At 41.5% G+C, this 26,478-nt stretch carries 21 protein-coding genes, 1 tRNA gene and 1 pseudogene; 7 read left to right on the top strand and 16 right to left on the bottom strand.

All coding sequences use genetic code 11. The features are described from left to right. Positions 1-53 precede the first annotated feature (53 nt). The 9 genes from rpsA to tig form a co-directional block, all read right to left on the bottom strand. Positions 54-1,724: a 30S ribosomal protein S1 gene (gene rpsA / locus ACM2FC_RS07770; RefSeq protein WP_498480320.1), complete on the bottom strand. Its 1,671-nt coding sequence runs from the start codon at positions 1,722-1,724 to the stop codon at positions 54-56. Positions 1,725-1,833: 109 nt separating this feature from the next. Continuing rightward, the gene (gene cmk, locus ACM2FC_RS07765) at positions 1,834-2,529 is read right to left on the bottom strand and encodes a (d)CMP kinase (RefSeq protein WP_498480319.1); all 696 of its coding nucleotides are present in this window, start codon (positions 2,527-2,529) and stop codon (positions 1,834-1,836) included. A 151-nt stretch (positions 2,530-2,680) separates the two neighbouring features. After that, a complete protein-coding gene (locus ACM2FC_RS07760) occupies positions 2,681-2,980 on the bottom strand; it encodes a helix-hairpin-helix domain-containing protein (protein WP_498480419.1) in 300 nt (99 codons plus the stop codon). Between the two features lie 131 nt (positions 2,981-3,111). Further along, entirely contained in the window at positions 3,112-4,977 is a 1,866-nt protein-coding gene (gene ppiD / locus ACM2FC_RS07755; protein ID WP_498480318.1) for a peptidylprolyl isomerase, read from the bottom strand. Positions 4,978-5,120: 143 nt separating this feature from the next. Beyond that, complete coding sequence (locus ACM2FC_RS07750; RefSeq protein WP_498480317.1) at positions 5,121-5,393, bottom strand: HU family DNA-binding protein; 273 nt, start codon at positions 5,391-5,393, stop codon at positions 5,121-5,123. A 185-nt stretch (positions 5,394-5,578) separates the two neighbouring features. Further along, positions 5,579-7,939 carry an endopeptidase La gene (gene lon, locus ACM2FC_RS07745; protein ID WP_498480316.1) on the bottom strand — a complete coding sequence of 787 codons (2,361 nt, stop codon included), beginning with the start codon at positions 7,937-7,939 and terminating at the stop codon, positions 5,579-5,581. A gap of 117 nt (positions 7,940-8,056) precedes the next feature. Beyond that, on the bottom strand, positions 8,057-9,337 hold the full coding sequence (gene clpX, locus ACM2FC_RS07740) for an ATP-dependent protease ATP-binding subunit ClpX (protein WP_498480315.1): 1,281 nt from the start codon (positions 9,335-9,337) through the stop codon (positions 8,057-8,059). A gap of 72 nt (positions 9,338-9,409) precedes the next feature. Further along, positions 9,410-10,036 (bottom strand): ATP-dependent Clp endopeptidase proteolytic subunit ClpP, encoded by a 627-nt coding sequence (gene clpP / locus ACM2FC_RS07735; protein WP_498480314.1) that lies wholly within the window; start codon positions 10,034-10,036, stop codon positions 9,410-9,412. A gap of 103 nt (positions 10,037-10,139) precedes the next feature. Next, complete coding sequence (gene tig / locus ACM2FC_RS07730; protein WP_498480313.1) at positions 10,140-11,447, bottom strand: trigger factor; 1,308 nt, start codon at positions 11,445-11,447, stop codon at positions 10,140-10,142. An 886-nt stretch (positions 11,448-12,333) separates the two neighbouring features. Between tig and ACM2FC_RS07725 the strand changes: the two genes are divergently transcribed. Continuing rightward, positions 12,334-15,471, top strand: coding sequence for a response regulator (locus ACM2FC_RS07725; protein WP_498480312.1), 3,138 nt, complete (start codon positions 12,334-12,336; stop codon positions 15,469-15,471). Between the two features lie 8 nt (positions 15,472-15,479). Here the strand turns inward: ACM2FC_RS07725 and ACM2FC_RS07720 are convergent, their stop codons facing one another. The 4 genes and pseudogenes from ACM2FC_RS07720 to ACM2FC_RS07705 form a co-directional block, all read right to left on the bottom strand. Further along, the gene (locus ACM2FC_RS07720; protein WP_498480311.1) at positions 15,480-15,875 is read right to left on the bottom strand and encodes a PilZ domain-containing protein; all 396 of its coding nucleotides are present in this window, start codon (positions 15,873-15,875) and stop codon (positions 15,480-15,482) included. Positions 15,876-15,971: 96 nt separating this feature from the next. Further along, positions 15,972-17,446, bottom strand: a pseudogene (locus tag ACM2FC_RS07715) (protein adenylyltransferase SelO). Positions 17,447-17,787: 341 nt separating this feature from the next. Continuing rightward, positions 17,788-18,387 (bottom strand): hypothetical protein, encoded by a 600-nt coding sequence (locus tag ACM2FC_RS07710; protein ID WP_498480310.1) that lies wholly within the window; start codon positions 18,385-18,387, stop codon positions 17,788-17,790. 172 nt (positions 18,388-18,559) lie between these two features. Beyond that, on the bottom strand, positions 18,560-19,291 hold the full coding sequence (locus ACM2FC_RS07705) for an SDR family oxidoreductase (protein ID WP_498480309.1): 732 nt from the start codon (positions 19,289-19,291) through the stop codon (positions 18,560-18,562). A gap of 733 nt (positions 19,292-20,024) precedes the next feature. Here ACM2FC_RS07705 and ACM2FC_RS07700 point away from each other — a divergent pair. Next, on the top strand, positions 20,025-21,434 hold the full coding sequence (locus ACM2FC_RS07700) for a cytochrome-c peroxidase (protein ID WP_498480308.1): 1,410 nt from the start codon (positions 20,025-20,027) through the stop codon (positions 21,432-21,434). Positions 21,435-21,508: 74 nt separating this feature from the next. Here ACM2FC_RS07700 and ACM2FC_RS07695 read toward each other — a convergent pair. After that, positions 21,509-21,585 (bottom strand) — tRNA-Arg (locus ACM2FC_RS07695). A 199-nt stretch (positions 21,586-21,784) separates the two neighbouring features. On the opposite strand from ACM2FC_RS07695, the gene folD reads away from it, so the two are divergent. Next, a complete protein-coding gene (folD, locus tag ACM2FC_RS07690; protein WP_498480307.1) occupies positions 21,785-22,642 on the top strand; it encodes a bifunctional methylenetetrahydrofolate dehydrogenase/methenyltetrahydrofolate cyclohydrolase FolD in 858 nt (285 codons plus the stop codon). A gap of 59 nt (positions 22,643-22,701) precedes the next feature. On the opposite strand, the gene ACM2FC_RS07685 is transcribed toward folD, so the two are convergent. Together ACM2FC_RS07685 and ACM2FC_RS07680 are read right to left on the bottom strand one after the other, a co-directional pair. Continuing rightward, positions 22,702-23,682 (bottom strand): lytic murein transglycosylase, encoded by a 981-nt coding sequence (locus ACM2FC_RS07685; protein WP_498480306.1) that lies wholly within the window; start codon positions 23,680-23,682, stop codon positions 22,702-22,704. A gap of 29 nt (positions 23,683-23,711) precedes the next feature. Then, positions 23,712-23,996: a YcgL domain-containing protein gene (locus ACM2FC_RS07680; RefSeq protein ID WP_498480305.1), complete on the bottom strand. Its 285-nt coding sequence runs from the start codon at positions 23,994-23,996 to the stop codon at positions 23,712-23,714. Between the two features lie 197 nt (positions 23,997-24,193). Here ACM2FC_RS07680 and minC point away from each other — a divergent pair, with 197 nt between their 5' ends. From minC to ACM2FC_RS07660, 4 genes are all read left to right on the top strand, one after another. After that, complete coding sequence (gene minC / locus ACM2FC_RS07675; protein ID WP_498480304.1) at positions 24,194-24,856, top strand: septum site-determining protein MinC; 663 nt, start codon at positions 24,194-24,196, stop codon at positions 24,854-24,856. 18 nt (positions 24,857-24,874) lie between these two features. After that, on the top strand, positions 24,875-25,687 hold the full coding sequence (gene minD, locus ACM2FC_RS07670; RefSeq protein WP_498480303.1) for a septum site-determining protein MinD: 813 nt from the start codon (positions 24,875-24,877) through the stop codon (positions 25,685-25,687). Between the two features lie 6 nt (positions 25,688-25,693). Continuing rightward, positions 25,694-25,957, top strand: coding sequence for a cell division topological specificity factor MinE (gene minE, locus ACM2FC_RS07665; protein ID WP_498480302.1), 264 nt, complete (start codon positions 25,694-25,696; stop codon positions 25,955-25,957). Positions 25,958-26,060: 103 nt separating this feature from the next. Next, on the top strand, positions 26,061-26,375 hold the full coding sequence (locus ACM2FC_RS07660; protein ID WP_498480301.1) for an ArsR/SmtB family transcription factor: 315 nt from the start codon (positions 26,061-26,063) through the stop codon (positions 26,373-26,375). Positions 26,376-26,478 lie beyond the last annotated feature (103 nt).

Below are 26,478 nucleotides of genomic sequence, written 5' to 3'. Positions count from 1 at the left end.
AGGCACAATCAAAAAAAAAAGGAGCCTTTCGGCTCCTCTTTTAGCGATAATGATTATTCGCCTTTAGCAGCCTTAAATGCATCAGCCATAGCATTACCAAACGCGCCTTCTTCAGACTTGTTCAGAGAAGCCATTGCTTCTTGCTCTTCAGCTTCATCTTTAGCTTTGATAGATAGGTTGATTACGCGGTTCTTACGGTCAACGCCAGTAAATTTCGCTTCAACGCTATCGCCAACACTCAAGATTAGAGACGCATCTTCAACGCGGTCACGAGATACTTCAGAAGCACGGATGTAACCTTCAACGCCGTCTACAAGTTCAATTGTAGCACCTTTAGCGTCAACTGCAGTAACAGTACCGTTAACTAGAGCACCTTTTTTGTTTTCAGATACATAAGCGTTAAATGGATCGCTTTCCATTTGCTTAACGCCAAGTGAAATACGCTCACGCTCAGCATCAACTGCAAGTACAACTGCAGAGATTTCGTCGCCTTTCTTGTACTCACGTACAGCTTCTTCTCCAGGAATGTTCCAAGAGATGTCAGAAAGGTGAACTAGACCATCGATGCCGCCTTCAAGACCGATGAAGATACCGAAGTCAGTGATAGACTTGATCTTACCAGTAACTTTGTCGCCTTTAGCTTGCGCTTCAGCGAATGACTGCCATGGGTTAGCTTTACATTGTTTCAGACCTAGAGAGATACGACGACGCTCTTCGTCGATTTCAAGAACCATAACCTCAACTTCGTCGCCAACATTAACAACTTTAGATGGGTGGATGTTCTTGTTAGTCCAATCCATTTCAGAAACGTGTACTAGGCCTTCAACGCCTTCTTCGATTTCAACGAAGCAGCCGTAGTCAGTTAGGTTAGTAACACGACCAGATAGCTTGTGACCTTCTGGGTAACGCTTAGCGATTGCTACCCATGGATCTTCGCCTAGCTGCTTAAGACCTAGAGAGACGCGAGTGCGGTCACGGTCGAACTTAAGAACTTTAACTAGGATTTCGTCACCAACGTTAACGATTTCAGATGGGTGCTTAACACGCTTCCAAGCCATATCAGTGATATGCAGAAGACCGTCAACACCACCAAGGTCAACGAATGCACCGTAATCAGTAAGGTTCTTAACGATACCTTTAACTTCAGAACCTTCTTGAAGAGTTTCAAGTAGTTCGTCACGCTCTACGCTGTTCTCAGATTCGATAACAGCACGACGAGAAACAACAACGTTGTTACGCTTCTGGTCTAGTTTGATTACTTTGAACTCTAACTCTTTGTTTTCTAGGTGTGCGGTGTCACGGATAGGACGCACGTCTACAAGAGAGCCAGGAAGGAAAGCACGGATGCCGTTTAGTTCAACAGTGAAGCCACCTTTGACTTTACCATTGATGATGCCAACAACAGTTTCTGCTTCTTCGTATGCTTTCTCAAGAACGATCCAAGCTTCGTGACGCTTAGCTTTCTCACGAGAAAGTTGAGTTTCACCGAAACCATCTTCAACAGCATCAAGAGCAACGTCTACTTCAGAACCTACTTCAACTTCAAGCTCGCCAGATGCGTTCTTGAACTGTTCAGCTGGGATAGCAGACTCAGACTTAAGACCTGCGTCAACAAGTACAAAGCCGTTCTCGATAGCAACAACAGTACCTTTAACGATAGTACCTTGTTGGAATTCAGTTTCGTTTAAAAACTCTTCAAAGAGTTGAGCAAAAGATTCAGTCATTTAATTAATCTTCAATAAATTAAACAGCCATGGGTATCCTACCTCATGGGGTTATTAAATTCGCCAGTCATCATCCTTGCGACCGACGTCCTAGCTTGAATGAATTCAGTTATTCACTCAGCTTTGATTCGATATATTGTAGTGCTTTTTCTATCACTTCGTCGATACCCATCGACGTGGAATCAAGCACTAAAGCGTCTTCCGCTGGTCGCAATGGAGCGACAGGACGATTACGATCTTTATCGTCACGTTGCTGAATTTCGCTTAAAAGGTCGTCAAATCTAACATTTAAGCCCTTTTCGTGCAACTGATTATAGCGCCTTCTCGCCCTTTCTTCTGCACTGGCATCAAGAAATATCTTCACTTGTGCTTGAGGGAATACCACAGTACCCATATCACGACCATCAGCAACAAGACCAATACCCTTAGCAAATGCTCTCTGACGACGTAGCAAAGCCTCGCGAACTCTTGGCAGAGCAGCAACCGTTGAAGCCGCCATGCCAGTCTCTTCTTTTCTCAGCTCACGAGATACATCCTCACCTTCAAGAATGACCTTCACTAAATCGCCTTCTGCAACGAACTGAACATCCAAATGTGTGGCAAGCGGAACCAGAGCGTCTTCAGAATCTAATTCTACCCCATGATGAATCGCTGCTAACGCCAGTACTCGATAAATAGCTCCTGAGTCTAAAAGCTGAAAATCCAACTTTTCAGCTAAAGCCATGCACAATGTACCTTTACCTGCCCCACTTGGACCATCAACAGTGATAATTGCTGTCTCAGAAGGCCCGCTTTCAGAAAACATAGTTAACTCCACTAAAGTTTGGCCTAGATTAAACAGCAACTAGGCCGATGCTGGCGGAATTATAGTGGTATTGAGTTTCGAGAGCTAGTCAAGAGTATTAAGTTAGCGTAAAGATGTTACGATTCTTTGACTTCAAGGCTTAAAGCTCCGACTAAAGTAGGATTCTGTCTTGATTCTTACTCACAATGGAATTCCCTATGCCCTTTACTTTGGTGAGTTCCTCAATCGATTGGAATTCTCCATATTCCGTTCTGTACTCAACAATCGCTTGAGCCTTTTTCAAACCCACACCCAACAACAACGCTGCAAGCTCGTCTGCTTCAGCACTATTTATATTTACTGTAATTTCGATACCTTCATAGTGTTCTGTAGGCTCATTCGCCAAACTCAACGAAGGGATACTAAAAAGTAAAACTAGAGACAAGATGATTTTTTTGTAAATACTCATGATGTTTCCTCTTTGTACGTTAAAGAGAAAACAGAATAAAAGTCCTCAGAGAAAAATAGCTTTGCCGTATTTAAAAAAGGAACGGACTGTTTTCACAGTCCGTTCCTAGGTACTTCTCAGTTACATAATTATGTCTACTGAGTCGTATCGTTACTCAAGTAATACTCAATGTCGGTATGCTTGCGCAAGATGCCCAAGACTCCAGACATATCTTGCTGCGCATCAATTTGCGTCAATTGAGAGGCTATCTGTTTGGTGTATTGAGGGTTCGCTTTTTGCTCAACTTTATCCAACTCTACAACAACAATATTGCCAGTCATGTCTTTACTTTGGCCGTAAACTGGTTTGCCTTGAGCTGGTTTCGGCATCGTAAATACAACCTGTGCTAAAGGTGAGCGACGAGTGATGTCTTCTTGTTTACCAAATGCCAAGTCATTTTCCTTCAACAACTTGCTATCACCTTTGTCTAAACCTTGGACAATCTTGTTCGCTAGGTCCATCGCATTCTGTTCACCTTTGTCCATAGAAAGCTGTTTAACCACTTCAGCTCGCACATCTTTTAACGGCTTGAGTGCTTTCTCGCGAGAGCTTTCGACACGAACGACAATCACATCTTCTGGACCAATTTCTATGGTTTTTGAATTCATGCCATCTTCTTTCACTTCTGGGTCCATTAACGCTTGGAACACTGCATTAGACTGCAAACGCTTAGGTGCCGTTTCTTGAGTGATGTAGTCTGTAGTGTGGATTGGCTGAGAAATAGCTTTTGCTGCATCATCGAGTGAATCAGGAGATTCATAGGCCACTTTCTCTAGCTTGCTCTGTAGTTTGTAGAACTCATCCGCTGCCTTCTGGTCTTTCAAGTCACTCTTGATTTGAGCTACCACTTCATTGAATGGTTTAACTTGAGGCTTCTTAATTCCATCTAGCTTGATGATGTGATAGCCAAAGGAAGTCTTAACAACTCCTGACAAATCTCCCACTTTCTTAAGAGAGAAAGCCGCTTTCTCAAAAGCAGGGTCCATGACACCTTTCTCAATCCAACCTAGATTTCCGCCTTTTTTAGCGCTTCCAGGATCTTGAGATTTTTCCTCTGCCATTTTCGCAAAGTTCGCGCCACCTCTTAGCTGAGTTAGAAGCGCTTCTGCTTCAGACTTATTATCTTTAATTAGAATATGGCTGATTTCTATTTGCGGCAGAGTCGAATACTTATCTAGATGCTCTTGATAATACTGTTTAGCTTCAGCGTCAGAAATTTTGATCTTGTTTTTAAGCTCATTTGCAGATAATTCGACATACGCGACTTTAACTTGAGCAGGTCTTGTGTAGCTAGCTGGGTGTGCTTTGTAGTAGCTTTCGATTTCTTGATCGTTTAGCTTAACTTTTTTAGCAAACTCTTGCGGCGATAGAGTAATCGTCCGAATAGTTCGAGTCTCACTAATTAGCTTATTCTGTGCTTCCACTTCTCCTTTTAATGCAAAGCTACTTCCCTCAACTGCAGATAGCACTTGGTTGCGAAGTAAATCTTTGCGTAGGTAATCAGCAAAACCATCCGGCGTATAACCAGCACGCGCTAGCAACGTTTGGTAAGTCTGTTGATCAAATTTGCCATCTTTTTGGAACTCTGGAAGCGTCAATATCATCTGACGAATCTGAGCATCGCTAACACGAAGCCCAAGAGAATGAGCATATTGCTCCAAGAGTAAATTATTAATCATTCTGTCTAAAACAGATTTTCTAAATGATTTAACGTAGTTCGGATCGGCTAATAGGTTATTGAAATAATCACCTAGTTGAGACTGCATACGGTTACGTTCATTTTGATAAGCTTGCTCGAACGCTTGCCTACTTATTTTTGTGCTTCCTACTTTAGCAGCAGCGTCACTACTACCACGTACCAAATAGCTGCCTATGCCAGCAAAAACGAAAGACAAAATGATAAGGCCAAGTATTACTTTTATCGCGAGGCTGCTCGCGCCCGCGCGTAATCGATCCATCATAGTATAACTGCTCTCCAGAAACGGAAGTTCAAAAAAATAATATGCGCGATGATACCAGAAAAAGAAATGCGCATCAGTATGATGCGCATAAAATAAAAAGGTTCTATTTTAGTCTACAAAAAAGTAGACATTAAATTGTAAAACTAGTTACATGCGTCCTTTAGAGCTTTACCAGCTTTGAACGCAGGCACTTTCGCTTCAGCGATTTGAATTTCTTCACCCGTCTTAGGGTTACGACCAGTTCGTGCTGCTCGAGTACGAACAGTAAATGTACCAAAACCAACCAAAGCTACTTGATCGCCTGATTGTAAAGTATCACCCACTGCTTCAATAAACGCATCCAACACACGTCCTGCCGATGCTTTAGAGATGTCCGCACTGCTTGCAATTTTTTCGACTAGTTGAGTTTTATTCACTGTGATTCTCCTTTGCGCTACCCATTATAGTTTTTTAAAAGTAGCTATTCGTTCCATATGCGTATCCAACGTGAACACAGCTTAGAGCTGCCAAGGCTTCAAGCCACGTCGGTAACGTTAGCTCTCCGTAAAAAAACTGACAAGCATTTTTCTACTTATCAGCCTACTCTTTTACTTAGTTTTTGCTACTCATCACTATTTTCTATAGAAAACTCCACACCTGTCGGATCTTGTACTAGTGCTACCTTAAGCACCTCATCAATCCATTGTACAGGAATGACTTTCAAGTCAGCGATCACGTTTTCTGGGATTTCCTCTAGATCTCTTTCATTCTCTTTTGGAATGAGTACCGTAGTAATTCCACCTCGGTGAGCGGCTAAAAGCTTCTCTTTTAGACCACCAATTGGAAGTACTTCACCACGCAAGGTAATTTCACCCGTCATCGCGACTTCAGCTTTGACTGGGTTGCCTGTCAGGCTTGAAACTAACGCAGTACACATGGCAATACCAGCACTTGGACCATCTTTTGGAGTTGCACCTTCAGGAACGTGCACGTGGATATCACGTTTTTCGTAAAAGTCCGGATTTACACCCAGTTTTTTCGCTCTAGAGCGTACAACCGTCATTGCTGCTTGAATAGACTCTTGCATGACATCACCTAGAGAACCAGTCTGAGTCAGTTTTCCTTTGCCAGGTACAGACTCAGTTTCAATGGTAAGCAGATCACCACCTACTTCAGTCCATGCTAGCCCCGTCACTTGACCGATACGGTTGTTCTCTTCCGCTTTGCCATAATTAAAGCGTTGAACACCCAAATACTCTTTAAGATTGTCCATATGAACATGTACAGTCTTGAGATCGCTATCTAGCAAGATGTTCTTCACTGCCTTACGACAAATCTTAGAAATTTCACGCTCAAGGCTACGAACACCAGCTTCACGAGTATAGAAGCGAATGATGCCAACAATCGCGGTATCATCAATGGTGATTTCGTCCGATTTTAAACCATTTCGCTTAATTTGCTTTTCAAGCAAATGATTTTTAGCGATGTTCAGCTTTTCATCTTCTGTGTAACCAGAAAGGCGAATCACTTCCATACGGTCTAAAAGTGGGCCTGGGATATTCATAGAGTTAGAAGTCGCAACAAACATTACGTCGGAGAGATCGTAATCCACTTCGAGATAGTGGTCGTTGAACGCGTTGTTTTGCTCTGGATCAAGAACTTCAAGTAATGCTGACGAAGGGTCACCACGCATATCAGAAGACATCTTATCGATCTCATCCAACAGAAATAGCGGATTTTTCACACCAACTTTGGACATTTTCTGGATAAGCTTACCCGGCATAGAGCCGATATAAGTTCTTCGGTGACCACGGATCTCAGCTTCATCACGTACACCACCTAAGGCCATACGCGTGTATTTACGCCCGGTAGCAGCAGCAATAGAGCGGCCTAGAGACGTTTTACCGACACCTGGAGGACCTACCAAACATAGAATTGGACCTTTTAGCTTATTAATACGATTCTGAACCGCAAGATACTCTAGAATACGCTCTTTCACTCTTTCTAAGCCGTAGTGATCTTCATTGAGCACTTCTTCAGCTTTAGCCAAATTCTTTTTAACCTTGGAGCGTTTTGACCAAGGAACACCGATCATCCAGTCTATATAACTGCGAACAACAGTTGCCTCGGCAGACATAGGCGACATCATTTTAAGCTTTTGCAGTTCCTGCTCTGTCTTATCGCGCGCCTCTTGGGGCATTTTTGATTCTTCGATTTTTTTCTTTAAAGTCTCGAATTCGTCTGGCGCGTTATCCATATCACCCAGCTCTTTCTGAATCGCTTTCATTTGCTCATTCAGATAGTATTCGCGCTGGGATTTTTCCATCTGCTTCTTAACTCGACCGCGAATACGCTTTTCGACTTGCAAGATATCGATTTCAGATTCCATCTGACCCATCAGGTATTCAAGACGCTCGGTAACATCAATAATTTCGAGTACCTGCTGCTTGTCAGATAGTTTTAAAGGCATATGCGCAGCAATGGTATCCGCTAAACGTGCCGCTTCATCGATACCATTTAATGAAGTCAGGACTTCTGGTGGAATTTTCTTATTGAGCTTTATAAAGCCTTCAAACTGATTAATCGCGCTACGAACGATGACTTCTTGCTCTTTTTCATCAAGCTCAGGAGTCGGCAGATATTGCGCCTCTGCCAAGAAATATTCGCTTTCGATAAAATGGTTAATTTTAGCTCGCTGCTGTCCTTCAACAAGTACTTTAACCGTTCCGTCAGGCAGTTTTAAAAGCTGGAGGATAGTCGCGACGGTCCCAACATCAAATAAATCATCTGATTCAGGCTCATCCGTTTCAGCCTGTTTCTGCGCTACCAGCAAGATTTGCTTGTTATTATCCATCGCAGATTCCAAACAATTGATGGATTTTTCGCGACCAACAAACAAAGGAATTACCATGTGAGGGTAGACAACCACATCACGCAGAGGCAGTACGGGGATCTCGATACGCTCGGAACGTTCCAAGTTCATATTTTTCTCTCTTCTGCTTTTATCTTATGTGCAGTATATGGGGGCTAATTGGTTGGATTCAAATGAAAGAATAAAAAAAAGGAGGTAAATGATACCTCCTTTAGAATTTTAGTTTATTTAATCAGCACCAGCAGCTTGATTGTCAGAATTGCTGTAAATCAGCAGCGGCTCTGACTCACCATTTATGACAGAGTCATCAATGACTACTTTGCTGACTTCTGATGCAGAAGGTAGCTCATACATAGTGTCCAAAAGAACACTTTCAAGTATCGAACGTAAGCCACGTGCACCTGTTTTACGCTCCATTGCTTTCTTAGCAATTGCACGTAATGCATCTTCACGGAACTCTAGCTCGACTTCTTCTAAATCAAACAACGCACCATACTGCTTAGTAAGCGCATTCTTAGGTTCGCATAGAATTTGAATCAGTGCTTCTTCATCCAATTCCGTTAGAGTAGTTGTTACAGGTAAACGACCGATAAACTCAGGAATCAAACCGTATTTAACAAGATCTTCTGGCTCGACTTGAGCAAACAACTCACCTGCGGTGCGAGATTCGTCTTTAGAACGCACTTCCGCACCAAAGCCAATACCAGTACCTGTTGCTACGCGTTGCTCGATAACTTTATCAAGGCCTGCAAACGCACCACCACAGATAAATAGAATCTTCGAAGTGTCAACTTGCAAAAATTCTTGTTGCGGATGCTTGCGGCCACCTTGAGGCGGAACAGAAGCAACTGTACCTTCAACTAGCTTCAACAATGCTTGCTGAACACCTTCACCAGACACGTCGCGTGTTATTGAAGGGTTTTCTGCTTTACGAGAAATTTTGTCGATTTCATCGATATAAACGATACCACGTTCAGCTTTTGCTACGTCGTAGTCACATTTCTGCAGCAGTTTCTGAATGATGTTTTCAACATCCTCACCCACATAACCTGCTTCAGTTAACGTGGTTGCATCTGCCATAGTAAAAGGTACATCTAAGAAGCGAGCTAAGGTTTCTGCCAACAGTGTCTTACCACTACCAGTAGGACCAATCAGCAAGATATTACTCTTACCAAGCTCCACCCCTTCACTCGTCACGTCACCGTTACGCAGACGTTTATAGTGGTTGTATACCGCTACAGCTAATACTTTCTTCGCGTAATCTTGACCAATAACATAGTCATCTAGGTGATCACGGATCTCTTTTGGAGTCGGTAATGCTTCAGACTGCTTCTTAGGCAAAACATCTTTGATTTCTTCACGAATAATATCGTTACAAAGGTCGACACATTCGTCACAGATGTATACTGATGGGCCGGCGATTAGCTTGCGAACTTCATGCTGGCTCTTGCCACAGAACGAACAGTAAAGCAGCTTACTACTACCGCCCTCTTTGTTTTTATCTGTCATTCACTAACCTCTTCGCCTTTAATCTTCATGTTTTGAGTGTACATCAAATTGATCCGATTTGCGCTAAACAAATTAGTCGTCACGTCGATTCAACACCGAGTCTACTAAACCGTACTCAACTGCTTGTTCAGCCGACATAAAGTTATCGCGGTCGGTATCCTCTTCGATACGATCAAGTGGCTGACCGGTGTGCTCCGCTAGCAAATTGTTTAACTTTTTCTTAATAGTTAGAATTTCTTGTGCATGAATTTGAATATCAGACGCTTGACCTTGGAATCCGCCTAATGGCTGATGGATCATAACTCGAGAGTTTGGTAACGCGTAACGCTTACCTTTAGCACCGCCAGCAAGAAGGAAAGACCCCATTGAACATGCTTGGCCCATACACACCGTGCTTATATCTGGTTTGATAAACTGCATGGTATCGTAAATCGACATACCCGCAGTGACACTTCCACCTGGAGAGTTGATATAAAGGAAAATGTCTTTGTCAGGATTCTCTGACTCTAGGAAAAGTAACTGAGCCACGACTAGGTTTGCCATGTGGTCTTCAACTTGACCTGTTAAAAAAATCACACGCTCTTTTAACAGACGAGAATAGATATCGTACGATCTTTCTCCTCGTGAAGTTTGCTCAACCACCATTGGCACCAATGCATCTAAAATCGGCGACATAGCATTTTTTTCTTGGTTGCTCATAATTTTATATCCCTAAAATAAATGGTCCGGATGACGACAATCATACGGACCATTGTTAGCAGAATAGTTAACTCTAAGTCAACCTTCTACTTTACATAACTTGTTATGCCGCAGGCTGCTGTTGGTTCATTAGATCATTGAAGCTTACTTCTTTTTCAGAAACCTGAGCTTTCTCGATGATTACGTCAATCGCTTGCTCTTCTAGAGCAACATTGCGCATGTTGTTCATCATCTGCTCGTTTTGCTCGTAGTAAGAGATAACTTCTGTCGGATCTTCGTAAGCAGTAGCCATTTCTTCGATTAGAGCTTTTACTTTCTCATCATCAGCTTTGATCTCTTCTGCTTTGATAAGCTCACCAAGAAGTAGACCTACAACAACGCGACGCTTCGCTTGCTCTTCGAACAACTCACGTGGAAGTTGATCAGCCGCTTCTGGGTTACCGCCAAAACGTTGAGCAGCTTGTTGACGTAGTGCACCGATTTCTTGGTCGATAAGCGCAGCAGGTACGTCGATTTCGTTTTCTTTTACTAGACCGTCAAGAGCTTGCTCTTTGATTCGACCTTTAACAGCTTGCTTAAGTTCACGTTCCATGTTCTTACGTACTTCAGCTTTAAGTGCATCAACACCGCCTTCAGATACACCAAACTTAGCGATGAACTCGTCATTGATTTCTGGAAGCTCACGAGTTTCTACTTTGTTCACTTTGATAGCGAATTTAGCCGCTTTACCTTTTAGGTTTTCTGCGTGGTAATCTTCTGGGAAAGTCACGTCAATTTCGAATTCCATACCAGCAGTTTTGCCGATGATGTCATCTTCGAAACCAGGAATCATACGACCAGCACCGATTTCTAGTGGGAAGTCTTCAGCTTTACCGCCTTCGAACTCTTCACCGTCGATAGTACCTTGGAAGTTGATCGTTGCACGAGTACCTTCTTCAACCGCAGTATCAGCTTCAGTCCAAGAAGCTTGCTGCTTACGTAGAGTATCGATCATCTCTTCTACGTCTTCGTCTTTTACTTCAACTACTGGCTTTTCAACAGTAACGTTTTCCAGACCTTTGATTTCAACTTCTGGATAAACTTCAAAAGTTGCAGAGAATACGAAGTCTTCACCTTCTTTAGATTCTACAGGAGCAAAAGTTGGCGCTCCTGCTGGGTTAACTTTTTCTTTAACGATAGCGTCAATGAAGTGGCGTTGCATTACGTCACCCATCACGTCTTGGCGTACTGCTTGACCGTACATTTGAGCAACCATTTTCAATGGCACTTTACCTTTACGGAAACCATCGAAACGACGGTTCTTTGCAATTTTGCGTAACTCCGTTGTAACTGCATCTTCAATATTTGCAGCTGGAACAGTAATATTAATACGGCGCTCTAGACCTTCTAGCGTTTCAACAGTAACTTGCATTATTTATTAACCTCAAAAATGGCTCATGTTATTCTGAGCATATGAGTCACTCTTTCAGCGACTACATCCTTTAATTTATGCACTACAACCCCAATTCATGATTGGGTATCAAAGCACAATCTTTACTTTAGCGTCTGGTAGACCTTCATTTCTCTCAGTCTTAAATGAATCCTGAGAAGTAGAATGAATATTGTTCGATCTCACCACTGGAATTAAATTAGACGCAGCATTCTAACGACCTTAATCTAACCTGTCGAGCCGATCCCCTAGATAGATTGTTTTACAATCGATATTTCCAGCCAATCGCTCCAAATTCGAACAAAGTTACGTACAACCGTGTAGGTGGGGACTAGATAATATTTTTCAAGTATTAGCCGCAAAATTTTTCATAAAGGAAGCCTCAGAAAAATTTCCGTAGATGTGGCGTAAAAAAGAAAAAGTAAGGAGAGGGTACCACAGTGGGAAGGAACACATGCTCTACCCTCTCCTATACCATTTTGTAAAGGTATTTAAGCAAGCAAAAACACCTTAAGTGGGGGATTTGATATTAACGTTACTGTAAGTATAGAAGGCTGAGAAAAGTGCAGAGTCAACAATATCAATTTAATGCAAATTTTATGTCAGAGTACCTTTAGAAGACTAAATATCAGATCGATTCCATATATCCTTCGATGCATATGATACAAATGTTTGAAGTTTGAACCTCTGGCTCTAAACTTATAGCTATAAAGATAAGAACGGCTAGGATTAGGGCAACATAGAGCCCGAATGATTTTGCACATAAGCGTCCATCTGTTGGGTAGCTTGTTCTTGCCCTCTCTTCTCTATCCCTTCAGGTAGATAAACTGCCTGTTAGATTTCACTTTACCAACATGAGTGCCATGGAATGGGTTTAGTTGCAAAGTTAACATTAATCATCACTGGGTTAACGTCTGGTATATTGCTGATTATGAGTGCAATCACTTTTACGGTAACTCATAACGAAATCAAAAAATCTGTTTATCAACAACTTAACGGAACCCTTGAACTTTTATCTGGCATATTAGAGGAAAATAGCCTCGCTCAAGCATCAATCAGTGAAATCACATCTAGAAACCAAGACTTACCTATGCTCATCAAGTACAAAAATGGGCCGCGGATAACTCAAATATTGAATAGTGTGGTAAAAGAATATTCAACGATAAACTATATACTTATTGTCGACTACAACGGAAAAGTGATTTCGACATCAAATACCTTAAATCACAACACTAGCTTAAGCTCCGCAGCACAAACACTTAACGTCGAATCGAGCCCTCTTTTCTCTCAGCTTCTGAAAGATCACACTGTTATCAGCCAACCCAATAATGATCTTCTCCTCCACGACAGCATATCCCCCCATATATCTCAATGGGTTGCAAGTCCAATTAGGTTAAACAATAGCCTCATTGGTTGGGTCATTGTATCCTACAACTGGCAACACAATTATCAAGCTTTACTCGCTAAGTCGGTGGATAAGCTGAAGTCAGCGTATTTGCCCATTCACAGTATTTCACTTCAAAGTCTGAGCAACAAAGAGTTACAAGTCAGCACAAATGTTGATAACAAAGAAGAAAAGGTAGTGACCGCTTCAAAATCAGTACAAATCGGTCTGGCAACTTATCTATTAACATTAAGCTTTGCTGAAGATGCTGCTTTGCATAGTACCGATAGCCTACAATCCGCAATTGCCTATATTGAAGTAATCACCATTCTAGTTTTGTCCGTCTTGTTATTCTTTTTGTTACGAAGAACGATGATTAAGCCCATTACTAGTTTGATCTCTCAAATTCAAACCTTAGGTGACAAAGGACTCGACTACGTTATACCTCCATCAGACTCTAAAGAAATAGCGCTCATTGCCTCTTCCATTAACGATTTAAGTTCACAACTAAAAATCACCACCACGTCCGTTAGTGACTTAGATTATGAGGTAAAGGAAAAGGAGCGGATCTTAGCCATTCAAGAAACAACGAAACAAAAGCTTACCGCAATTCTCGACACTGCAGCAGACGGGATAATTACGATTAACTCGGAAGGGCGCATCCTCACTTTCAACCAAGCTGCACAAGTTATCTTTGGTTATTCTGAGCAAGAAATACTCCATCAACCCATTGAAATGCTGATGGACAAACACAACGCAGAAATACACCAACACCATATCGATAAATACATTAATTCTGGAAAGTCTAATATCATTAGCAATCAGAACCAAAAAGGAGCATTAAGCCGAGAACTACATGCAATCAGAAAAAATGGGGAGCGCTTTCCAATATTACTTTCGATTGCACGCGTAGCCACTGAACACGGCATAATATTTTCAGGTATCGTCAAAGACATCACTACTTCCAAGCAGGCAGAACAAGCCTTAATCGACTCCAAAGAAAAAGCAGAGCAAGCGGCACGTATCAAAAGCGAATTCCTAGCAGTCATGAGTCACGAAATACGAACACCAATGAACGGTGTGATAGGCATGCTTGAATTACTCCTTGAAAATAGTCTTAATAATTCTCAAAAACACCAAGCGTATTTAGCGCATAACAGTGCCGTCTCTCTTCTGCATATCATCAATGATATTTTGGATTTCTCCAAAATTGAAGCCGACAAGCTCGAATTAGAATCTCATCACTTTGATCTTCGCAGAGTATTGGGCGACTTTTGTGAATCAACTGCAGCCAGTCTATCGAATTCCAATATAGAAGTGATTCTCGACACCATTGAAGTCAATCAAACTATGATTGTTGGCGACAGTAGTCGAATACGTCAGGTGTTCGCAAACTTAGTTGGCAATGCGGTTAAGTTCACCGAGCGAGGAGAAATCATTGTTACTGCAAAATTAGTCGAGCTTTCAGATACTCAATGGACACTTCAAGCATCCGTTGCTGATTCTGGAATCGGAATACCTAACGACAAGATAGAAAATCTATTCGACAAATTTAGTCAAGTTGACGCTTCGACTACACGTAAATATGGAGGAACAGGTTTAGGGCTGGCCATAGTGAAAAAACTATGTCTTCTAATGGGAGGAAACATACAAGTCGAAAGCGAGGTAGGCAAAGGTAGTACCTTTTCATTTGAAATTGTAGTGGGTAAATCAAACCGCTCCGCTATAGTTCTGCCAAAAGCGGATATCAGCAAACTTTCAATATTGGTGATTGACGACAATGAAGTTAACCGAGAAGTTCTCAGCAAACAGCTAGAACATTGGGGAGCGAATGTAGAGAGTGCCTTTGACAAAAATTCAGCTCTCCTTCAGTTTGATAAATCGCTAAAGACGAATAAAGGACTGTATGATATAGCATTTCTCGATATGCAAATGCCTGATTGCAATGGCCTTGAACTATGTAAAGCAATTCGAAGTGTTGAAGAATTCAAAGCGACAAAGCTTATTATGATGACCTCAATGGAAAGCATTGCTAATTACAAAGAATTCAAAGAGTTAGGATTTTCCGGTTATTTTGCTAAACCAGCCACAACTTCAGATTTATTTAATGCGTTAAATGTTATAGCAAGTGATAGTTTTAGCGGAAAAGAAACGCTTGTTACACACAACTATCTAACCAGTTTAAAAGCGGAAGACACTGGTGAGCTTGCCCAAACCATCGCCAAAGGAACAAAAGTATTAGTTGTCGAAGATAACAGGGTTAATCAAGTAGTAATAAGGGGTGTTCTGAGTCAATTTAATGTTGATATCGTCATCGCGGAGAACGGGCTACAAGCGTTAGAGAAATTAAAAGCGGACCTCGAAATAAACATCATCTTGATGGATTGCCAAATGCCTGAAATGGACGGCTATGAAGCGACGCAAAGAATTCGACTTGGAGAAGCAGGCGATTTACACGCAAATACGCCTATTGTAGCCATGACTGCAAACGCAATGGAGAGTGATAGGCAAGATTGCTTGAACGCAGGAATGAATGACTTTTTGACCAAGCCAATCAATAAAGCTTTAGTGCTTGAAAAAATTCAGCAATGGAGCTCGGTTGGGAGTTCAAAAGCCTCTTGAAGTGCACATCATCGACGCTTAAAACTCGGCCGCCTTTGATTTAATACCTTTAAGTTTTGAGCAAGCAATGGATACTCATGACGAAGATGAATTTTCTCCGATTCCATAACATTGACGCTTGGGCCTTTATTCAAACACAAAATCACCTCGTCACCTTCAAAACGTACTATTGCACCTTCAATATCAACATGACTGTCTTCGTGCAATGACACGGTTCCATGCACCGACATTCCGTGACAAAGTATTGATGTATTTTTCATGACCAGGCGCAAGCCGTTTTCAGACATTTCTGACACGAAATAGTTTCCATCGATCAAATGAATAACTGGACGATCTGTTTTAGGATAACGCAATCGAAAGTGTTTTCTTTTTTGTTTGAACTTATTCCCTTTTTGCCTAAACATAAAACACCTCCATTCAGCCTCAAAAATAAACATTTCATAGTCTGAGGCTATGACTTCTCTTCTAGTTTAGTCGCAAAAAAATGAGTTCACCATCGACTATGATGAACAACTCAAGCACATTTTTTCCCCCATTCGGGAGGAAGTTCCGCGTATTTCTCATTTTCGGCCTGTTCATCAAAGGGATGCTTCAAGAGGCTGGCTAATTTATGTACTTCACTAAAGTCTCCTCGCTCAGCCAACTCAATCGCATTCTGTGCTAAATAATTTCGTAGAATATATTTGGGATTCCATTTGCGCATATCTGCACAACGCTGTTTCATTGACAGTTCTTGACTTTGCTCTCGGTTATCTTGCTCAATTCTGGATAGGTATTTTTTGAACCAGTGTTCAATTTCTGGCTTGGATTTAAATAGTGTTGCAACTTCTTTGGTACCAGCGGAATCGATATAAGAGAGTTGGCGGAAGAAGTGGGTATAGTCGATATTATCTTTCTCTAACAAATTGAGCAGTTGATTTATCAACTCAGTATCTTCCATTCTAGGAGTTGTTAAGCCCAGCTTGCTCCTCATTAAATAATAATATTGCTGGCTCAGAGTACTTTCATATTCATCCAACAATAATTGAGAGTCTTCCTTGTCTACAAGAGGAGATAAAGCGTAAGCAAGAGCCGACAAGTTCCACAAGCCAATCCTTGGTTGTTGGTTAAATGCATAGCGGCCAGTATGATCGGAATGATTACAAATATAACCCGCTTCAAAATCATCCAGAAAACCGTAAGGGCCATAATCAAAGGTCTGTCCTAATATCGACATGTTGTCGGTATTCATCACCCCATGGGCGAACCCAACAGCTTGCCAGCAGGCAATCAGCTTTGCTGTACGTTCCACGACTTGCTGGAAAAAACTTACGTACGGTTTGTCGCACAGCCGACAAGATGGAAAGTGCCAGTCAATGACTTTGTCTACCAACAGTTTCAACTCTTCATGTTGGTTGGTATAGAACAAGTACTCAAAATGCCCAAAACGAACATGACTTTCGGTCACGCGTAAAAGTAGCGCACCACTTTCTGCTTGTTCGCGATATACCAACGTATCACTAGTAATAAGCCCAAGTGCTCTTGTCGTTGGAACATTCAGCCCAGCCATTGCTTCACTGGCCAAGTATTCTCGAATAGATGAACGTAATACAGCCCGCCCGTCCCCCATACGTGAGTACGGGGTTAGTCCCGCGCCTTTCAAATGAATATCGTATGTAGTTTCGTCTGCCCCAACGACCTCTCCCAGCAGCAACCCGCGACCATCCCCTAAGTCTGGGTTATAAACACCAAACTGATGGCCAGTATATTTCATTGCGAGCGGTTTAAATTTTGGGTGAATATCACTCCCGTCCATCTTCGCAAGCCATTCTGTGGAAGATTTATCAAAGGTTGGAAAACCCAATACTGCAGCTAGATCATTGTTCCATATGACCCAACGAGTGTTTTTTAGAGGCTGCGGATTGACTCTTGTAAAAAACGAGTCTGGAAGCTCAGAGTATCGGTTAGAAATTAAGAGGTTGTCGAAAATAGACATTCGTCACTCCATAGAAAGCGGTATGGAACAACGGTAGCACAATAAAATCACTGATTTCTATATGGAATTTGTACAAGATCGACTACCGCAAGCGGTAGTGTCTCTTTGATTTTTTTGCTATTAAATGACTAATAAAACAATGAAAATACCCAATAAAGCAAACACAACTGTTTTGCTAATAAGGCCAAAATTGGAAGGTTGAATCATTTCTTGATGATGCATAAGCTAGCCTCTCTTGTTTATTACGTTATTGTTACAGTATTATGAAAGCTAGCGAATTTCTCAATGTTTTAAATGTTAATTTTTTGTTTCAACAAATGTTAAAGGCCGAGTTTTCAAACCTAAAAAATATCTAAGCTATGCGACCGCATCCTAATGCCCACTTTGCTAACAGAAGAATTTCCCGAATGTACTTCACCATTAGCTTTGCTGATTTTTAGTTTAGAAACTCCACTATCGAGTGAATGAGCTCGCACTCTATTTTGAACCAAGCTTACCGCGCTTTGAACACTTTCACTTACGATTGTCGAAGAACGCACCTGATTGAGTGATGAACTGAGTTCACTAACAATACTATCTACCCTGTTCTCAACCACATTCGTTTGCTGTTCATCGACAACTACGCTATTTCCCGAAGCTTCAAATTTACCAAAGGTAATTTTGTGGAAAAAGGCAAAAAACGCCTCACTAAGTGTTTTATATTTTTTGCTGATACCGCCAATATCAATTTTGTACCCCGGATAATACTGCGTGTACTCACCCATATATATCTTATCGGTTACCGGTCCTGCAAAACTGAAATAGTTACCAACCGACCAATCATCTTTATTCCCTAACGTCAATGAGAACCATTCCGAAGACTCAAATGATACGCCGTCAGAAGTTGAGAGAGAGATACCCGGAACTTCATTGCTCTTTTCGTCTTTATACCAATTACCCATACTACTTCTCCTTAACCAACCGACCAAATAGGATAAAGGATGCATAGCTTACCCAATTGAGCAGCTTTGTAGGTTAAGGTTTTATTAATATATTCAGATAATTATATTTATGTAGATAGCAAAGTAGACAGAATAAATACATGCCATTTATATCCTTACCTAATTAGCTCTTTTATAATCCACCAGCAACATCAATGAATGTTCCTGAGCTATAACTTGCTTGAGCGGATAGCAACCACGCTACCGCTTGAGCAACTTCTTCAGCTTTGCCACCTCTCCCCATAGGTAGAGTCTTACCTACCCGTTCATATCTTCTCGGCTCTCCACCTGATGCATGAATATCAGTTTCAATAAGCCCCGGCCGAACACAATTCACTCGAATATTTTTGCTGGCTAATTCTTTCGCTAAACCAATTGTCATGGTGTCTATGGCACCCTTTGAAGCAGCGTAGTCTACGTATTCATTTGGCGAACCCGTTTTTGCAGCAATGGAAGATACATTGACAATAGCACCGCCGTCATTCATATGTCTCACAGCTTCCCTTGAACAAATTAAATAGCTTGTAACGTTAGTCGCTAAGATTTGGTTGATGCGTGCCGCATCTAACCCTAAAAGAGATGTCTGCTTTTTTAAAATACCGGCATTGTTAACTAAGTGAGTAACTGGACCAAGTTGCTCTTTTATAACCCTAAACATGTTGATCACTTGCTCTTCATCAGACACGTCTGCTTGCACTAACATCCCTTGAGCGCCACAATCAGCAACTGCTGCTAGAGTTTTTTCAGCCTCTTCTCTATTCAAACGATAGTTGATTGCTACTGAATAGCCTTGATTCGCCAGCAATTTTACGATAGCAGCACCAATACCTCGGCTGCCGCCAGTCACTAGAGCGATTTTATTCATTTAATTATACCTACGTTGATATTCTTGCAGTAAAGTAACAGGAAAACATAATTTATCGGGATTAGAAAGGGTTAAGAATTAATATTACCAAATAAAGTAATCTTCTATTTAACTTCATTTTCATATTATGGAAAGTAAACCACTCGACTAAATGCCACCGACCTATATAAAACATCAAACACCAAGGAAATAAACCATCACAAATATATAGATTTTAAAGATAACATAAACATAGCCCCCCACATCCTACAATCACAAATTCTTTAGACAATTTGGGCCAGACCCCATAAGTTAGAGCATGGATACAAAAATTAGTCAATTGGCAATTAGACAAATAAAAGAGAAAAAACCAAAATTAAAATGGACACAATATCACATAAATACATTATTAAATGTAACAGCTTCGTCTTAAAAAAGAACAATACTAAATTAAAGCAACAACCTAATAATATCCTAATTTTTAATTAGTTACTTTATTTACCTAACTTATGTAAATTTTATGTGATTATTTTAATTTATCCCACTTTCAATAAATTAACTAAACATTGTATGAGCAATGTAAATAATTCATTCAAATTGATACTTATTCCATCTATCTAAACTTAACACTCTAAATTAAACCGCTTTGAAGTTGTTCAAATAAACTTTATCTAAATGTCTTAAAAAAAACGCCAAATTATTTTTATACAGTCTTATTTAAGCAATAGCCCAAACGAACAGAGGAAATGTAAACATGGAAGTGAACTTTAGACGCATGGGAATAATTTTTCTTCTAGCTTTTCTGCTTCCTTTTTCGGCACTAGCCGATGAAGATAAGAAGAAAAGACAGAAAGATAAACCTGACTCACAAGTCGAACACCCTATTGAAGGTGAAACTGACGCAGCCGGAGAATCTGACCGTAGAGATGATAAGAAAAAGAAAAAGAGAAGGGATAAAGATCGAGACAGAAATGATGACGATGACGGAAACGGCGGCGATGACGGAAATGGCGACGATGACGGAAATGGCGACGATGACGGAAATGGCGGCGATGACGGAAATGGCGGCGATGACGGAAATGGCGGCGATGACGGAAATGCGGGCAATGGTGATGATCCAAACAACGGTGACGACGGCCAGCAGTTGCTAACCCTTGCAGAATTAGGAGAAGCAATATTCAATGATGCTAACCTATCAAATCCAGTTGGCTCACAATCTTGTGCTAGCTGCCACACTGCAAATGCTGGGTTCGCTGATCCGGGCGCAGGTATCGCAACTTCAGAAGGTGCTGTCGCTGGTATTTTTGGTAGCAGAAATTCACCAACAGCTTCCTATGCTCAGTTCATTCCTCCTCGAACCCAAGATAATGATGGTGACTTCGAGGGCGGCTTATTCTGGGATGGTAGGGTCAACACTCTTGAGGAACAAGCAGCAGGACCTTTCCTCAACCCGCTTGAAATGAATAATGCCGATGAACAAGAGGTGGTTCTGAAACTCAGTCAAGCAGAGTACGCCCCTTCTTTTGAAGCGATATTTGGTGCTGGCATTTTCAATAATGTCGAAGACGCTTATGAGAGTATGACCGAAGCCATTGCTGCATTTGAGCGAACTGAAGCATTTTCACCATTTAACTCAAAATTTGATGCTGTGATGGCCGGAGAGGCTCAATTCACCGCTCAAGAACAGAGAGGATTTGTTCTATTCAATGATGATGACGGGGGAGACTGTGAACGTTGCCATGAAATAGGTCAAAATCCAATGCTGTTTACTGACTTTAGATACTTTAATATCGGAGTGCCGGCAAACCCTGACAATCCGTTCTTAAACTTAGATTCGGTATTGAACCCTGATGGCACGGCATTTGTAGACTTAGGTTTAGGCGCAGTTGTCAATGACGATGACCAAAACGGCAAATTCAGAGTACCGACGTTAAGAAACGTTGCCGTCACTCCGCCGTACATGCACAACGGAGTATTCAATACCCTAGAAGAAGTCGTCAACTTTTATAACACACGTAATGGTAATTTCACTCCAGAGGTGGACGAAAACATAAATAATGGAGGAAATATTGGGGAATTAGGCTTAACCGACGAAGAAGTCCAAGACATAGTCGCTTTCCTACACACCTTAACAGATGCACCGCAAGCACCTGAAGAACAGTAGTAGTTTATTCATTGCGATGTGATAACAACGAAAAAGCCCGATAACTTTATAAGTTATCGGGCTTTCTGCATAAATGGCACGCCCTGAAGGATTCGAACCTTCGACCACATCCTTAGAAGGGACGTGCTCTATCCAGCTGAGCTAAGGGCGCGCTACAGGAGGGAATTATACGAGTTGAAATTCCGAAATCAACGTCTTTATATAACTTTTTGATTCAAGTGCCTAAAAAATCCACAAAGCTCATAAACACGAACAATTTACGAACAATGCAAACGTTTGCCTGTGGATGTTGGCTTGATTTTTTGCGACAATGCGCACAAATTTATTGGCCACCCATTTGAAGGAAAGTCATGACTGCTCAAAATATCGACGGTAAACTTATTTCACAAACTGTACGTTCTGAAGTTGCAGCTCGTGTAAAAGCACGCACAGAAGCCGGACTGAGAGCTCCAGGTCTTGCCGTTATATTAGTTGGAGAAGACCCAGCGTCACAAGTTTATGTAGGTAGCAAACGCAGAGCCTGTGAGGAAGTAGGTTTTGTATCTAAATCCTATGACTTGCCAGCAACAGCCACTGAGCAAGAGCTACTCGATCTCGTAGATGAATTAAATGAGAGCCCTGAAATTGATGGAATTCTAGTTCAACTGCCACTACCAGCTGGAATTGATAGCACTCATGTTCTAGAGCGTATCATTCCAGAAAAAGATGTCGACGGCTTCCATCCTTACAACGTTGGTAGACTTGCTCAGCGTATCCCTAAGCTACGCTCTTGTACACCAAAAGGTATTATCACTCTACTTGACCGTTATAATATTCAACTTAGAGGTAAGCATGCTGTCGTTGTAGGTGCATCCAACATTGTTGGACGTCCTATGACTCTTGAACTTCTATTGGCTGGTTGCACTACGACCACATGTCACCGATTCACTAAAGATCTTGAAAGCCATGTCCGCCAAGCGGATGTTGTAGTCGTCGCTGTTGGTAAGCCTAACTTTATCCCTGGAGAATGGATAAAAGAAGGTGCAATCGTGGTCGATGTAGGCATCAACCGTTTAGAATCAGGAAAGTTGGTTGGTGATGTTGAATACGATGTAGCAAAAGAAAAAGCGAGCTTTATTACACCTGTCCCAGGCGGAGTTGGCCCAATGACCGTTGCAAGTCTCATAGAAAATACAATGATCGCTTGTGAACAGTTTCATACAAAATAAATAAAAACTAACGCTTCGTAATAACAAAAGGCTCCGAATGGAGCCTTTTGTTTTTTCATTTAAGGATCAAACTTTATTGCATCAGCTAAATGAGTGACTGCAGTAGCGAAGTAATAGGAGCGGTTCCATTTCATTAGAACTTGGTAGTTATTGTAAATAAGGTACACTCGCCCATCTAAATCATCAGGCATAATTAGCCACGCTTTTATATCGTTCTTACCTAAATTAGGTAACGGTTTACCATCGTATTTGGTGATACCGAGCTTACTCCACTCTTCTAGAGGCTTGGCTTTGTCTTCTTCTCTACCAGCTAACGCCTTATCAAACCCTTTAGGTAGGCGAACTTGACGCCCCCAAGTATGCTTGTCACTCCAACCTGATTTGTGTAAATAATTTGCGGTTGATGCAAAAACATCGTCAGGTGATGTCCAAATATCCTTGTTGCCATCACCGTTACCATCGGCTGCATAAGCTAGGTATGAACTCGGCATAAACTGGCACTGCCCCATAGCGCCAGCCCAAGATCCTTTCATGTCTTCGACTTGAATATGCCCTTCCTGAAGTATTTTTAAAGCAGCTATGGTCTCACTTCGGAAAAAGGTTTCCCTTCGCCCGTCATAAGCCATCGTCGTCAGCGCATCAATAACGTTGTAGTTACCCGTAAATTTACCAAAATTACTTTCAACGCCCCAAAGTGCGACAATAAATCGAGGTTGAACGGAATACTTTTGACCAATTTTGACTAAGTCTGGGTAATATTTCTTATACAAGGCTTTAGCTTGTTTTACTTTCCATTGAGGAACAGCTCTTGGAATGTACTCGTCAAGTGTGAGGCGTTTTTCAGGCTGGTTGCGATCGGCTTTTACTGCCCTAGGAACATATTTAACATTTTCAAACGCTTCAGTAAGTATTCGGTCGGAGATCCCGTCAGCTCGCGCTTCTTCTTTTAACGTTTCAACATATTGTTCGAAACTTACATCTTTAGAATAAGCAGAAGTAGCTACGCCGAGGCCTAATAAGACAGTCAGTAATTTTTTCAAATTGCCCTCCTTGAGCAATTAATCAGAGTTCAAGCGGAGTTATTTCGCTGGGCCTTCTGTTTCTTATGTTGTTCTAATAAGTCTTCAGGAGGTGGAGGTAATTGCAAGAAGAAGCCTTCAGAATCTAGAGATTCTTTTACTTTTTCTATGCTTACTCGGGCCAGCTTACGTCCTTCTAACTTTATCACCATCACAAATACTGGTTTACCGAACATCTTCATGAGAGTGTCAGGAACCTGAGAAAAATCATCTTTCTTTGGTAAATAAAGATAGGTGCCTTCTTTTTTTGAACTTTTGTAAATTGAGCAGAGCATTGAATACCTTAAATATAAATTTCAAATTCTCATCAAAAATAATGAATTTCGTAAATGTTTAGCTATTTTTTCGACTAAATCACTCATTTAACGACCAGATAGCTTGCTGAGCTAATGTGAGAAATATAACATGATAACTCTATTATAAAAGAATACTCTATTCATCTGAGCTAAAGGTTATTGAGGTCGAATCATCAATGTCGCAAGCACCTGACCTAAAAGGCAGCAGCTTTACTCTGTCGGTTCTACATCTGTCTGACAACGAAGTAGAAAAATCTATCCAGTTTTTGAAAAAAAAAGTGGAGCAAGCTCCGACGTTTTTTACATCTGCGCCGGTCGTTATCAATATTTCATGCGTGAGTGAAGATATTGATTTTGCTGCCCTTAAAACAGGTATAAAGGAAGCTGGACTTATCCCTGTTGGCATCACTGGAAGTAAAGATAAGCGCATCCAAGCACTGGCTTCCGATGAAGGTTTTGCTATCATGTCTTCGAGCAAACCACCGTCAAAGAAACCTACCAATATGGTGCCGACTAAAATTGTTCGGACACCTATCAGGTCAGGGCAGCAGGTATACGCCCAAAACTCAGATTTAGTCGTACTCAACCACGTAAGCCCAGGTGCAGAAGTGATTGCGGACGGCTCTATACATATTCATGGAACCCTTCGAGGTCGAGCGATAGCTGGGGCCGGAGGTTCCACCGAAGCAAAAATTATTTGCAACGATTTACAAGCTGAGTTGATATCCATAGCCGGAAATTATTGGCTCAGCGATCAAATTGATAGTGAGCTATGGCAAAAAAAAGTCATGTTTAGTATGTGTGACAATAACTTACACTTTGAAGTCCTCACTATCTAGAAACATAAGGAAAACGTAATGGCACGCATTATTGTTGTAACGTCAGGAAAAGGTGGTGTGGGAAAAACCACGTCAAGCGCGGCGATCGCTTCAGGGCTTTCCCTGAAAGGCAAAAAGACCGCGGTCATTGATTTTGATATCGGCCTGAGAAATCTAGACCTCATTATGGGGTGTGAAAGACGAGTCGTTTATGATTTTGTTAACGTCATTAACGAAGAAGCGACGCTTAACCAAGCACTAATTAAAGATAAAAGAACAGACAATTTATTCGTTTTACCAGCCTCACAAACACGTGATAAAGAAGCATTAGACAAAGACGGAGTAAAACGTGTGCTTGATGAACTGGACGAAATGGGATTTGACTTTGTCATTTGTGACTCTCCTGCGGGTATAGAGCAAGGGGCATTGATGGCACTCTATTTTGCTGATGAAGCTATCATCACGACTAACCCAGAAGTATCCTCCGTTCGAGACTCTGACCGAATTTTGGGTATATTGGACTCCAAGTCCAGACGAGCAGAAGAAGGCTTGGAGCCGGTTAAACAGCACTTGTTGCTGACTCGTTATAACCCAATGAGAGTCACCCAAGGCGAGATGTTAAGTGTCGAAGACGTAGAAGAAATATTGCATATTCCACTATTAGGCGTCATTCCAGAAAGCCAAGCGGTACTCAATGCATCAAATAAAGGTGTTCCAGTGATCTTCGATGAGGAATCTGATGCTGGTATGGCCTATCATGATACTGTTGAACGCTTACTTGGCCAACAAATTGACTTCCGCTTTTTAACCGAGCAGAAGAAAGGAATCTTTAAACGTCTATTCGGAGGCTAATACGGAATGTCATTATTAGAGTTTTTCCGACCTCAAAAGAAAACATCAGCAAGCCTTGCAAAAGAGCGGTTACAAATTATCGTCGCTGAAAGAAGAAGTGCTGACGACCCTGCGCCAAGCTACTTACCTCAGCTTAAAGAAGATATTCTAAAAGTCATAGGTAAATATGTCGCAGTAGAACCATCGATGGTCGATCTTACCTTTGAGCAAAAAGATGACGATATTTCTGTATTAGAGCTCAATGTAAAACTACCAGATGAAGAGAAGTAAATTGAAATCAATTAAGGGGGCGCCAAAGTGCTCCCTTAAATTGAGATGGCAATTGCCCACTCAAAATCATCATACCAATTGGAGTATCTAGGGTTTAAATAAGATGGAATTACAGGAAGTGGCAAAGGTGCTAAAAGAACTAGGCCACCCAACAAGATTACAAATATATAAGCGTATTGTTAAAGCTGGGCACCAAGGTATCCCAGTTGGCAATATCCAACGTGAGCTAGAAATGCCGGGTTCAACTTTATCTCACCATATCTCTGGTCTTTGCTCTGCTGGACTAGTAACACAGCGTAGGGAAAGTACAACCCTTTTCTGTACAGCGGAATATCGCCACCTTTTACAGGTTATTGCTTATTTACAGAGTGAGTGCTGTGAAGACGAAGCAAATTGTAGCCCCAGCGAAACAAATTAACCTACTGAGCGCTCAAATAGCATACAATCCCTCTATCCAGCGCTCAACCTAACACTCTACTATAAGACTCACTCCTTCAAAGCAATAATAATAGAAACCAAGA

The sequence above is a fragment of the Vibrio sp. A37 genome, from assembly GCF_059777565.1.
Note: the sequence above shows the minus strand (reverse complement) of the source record. Positions and strands in the feature narration are given on the sequence as shown.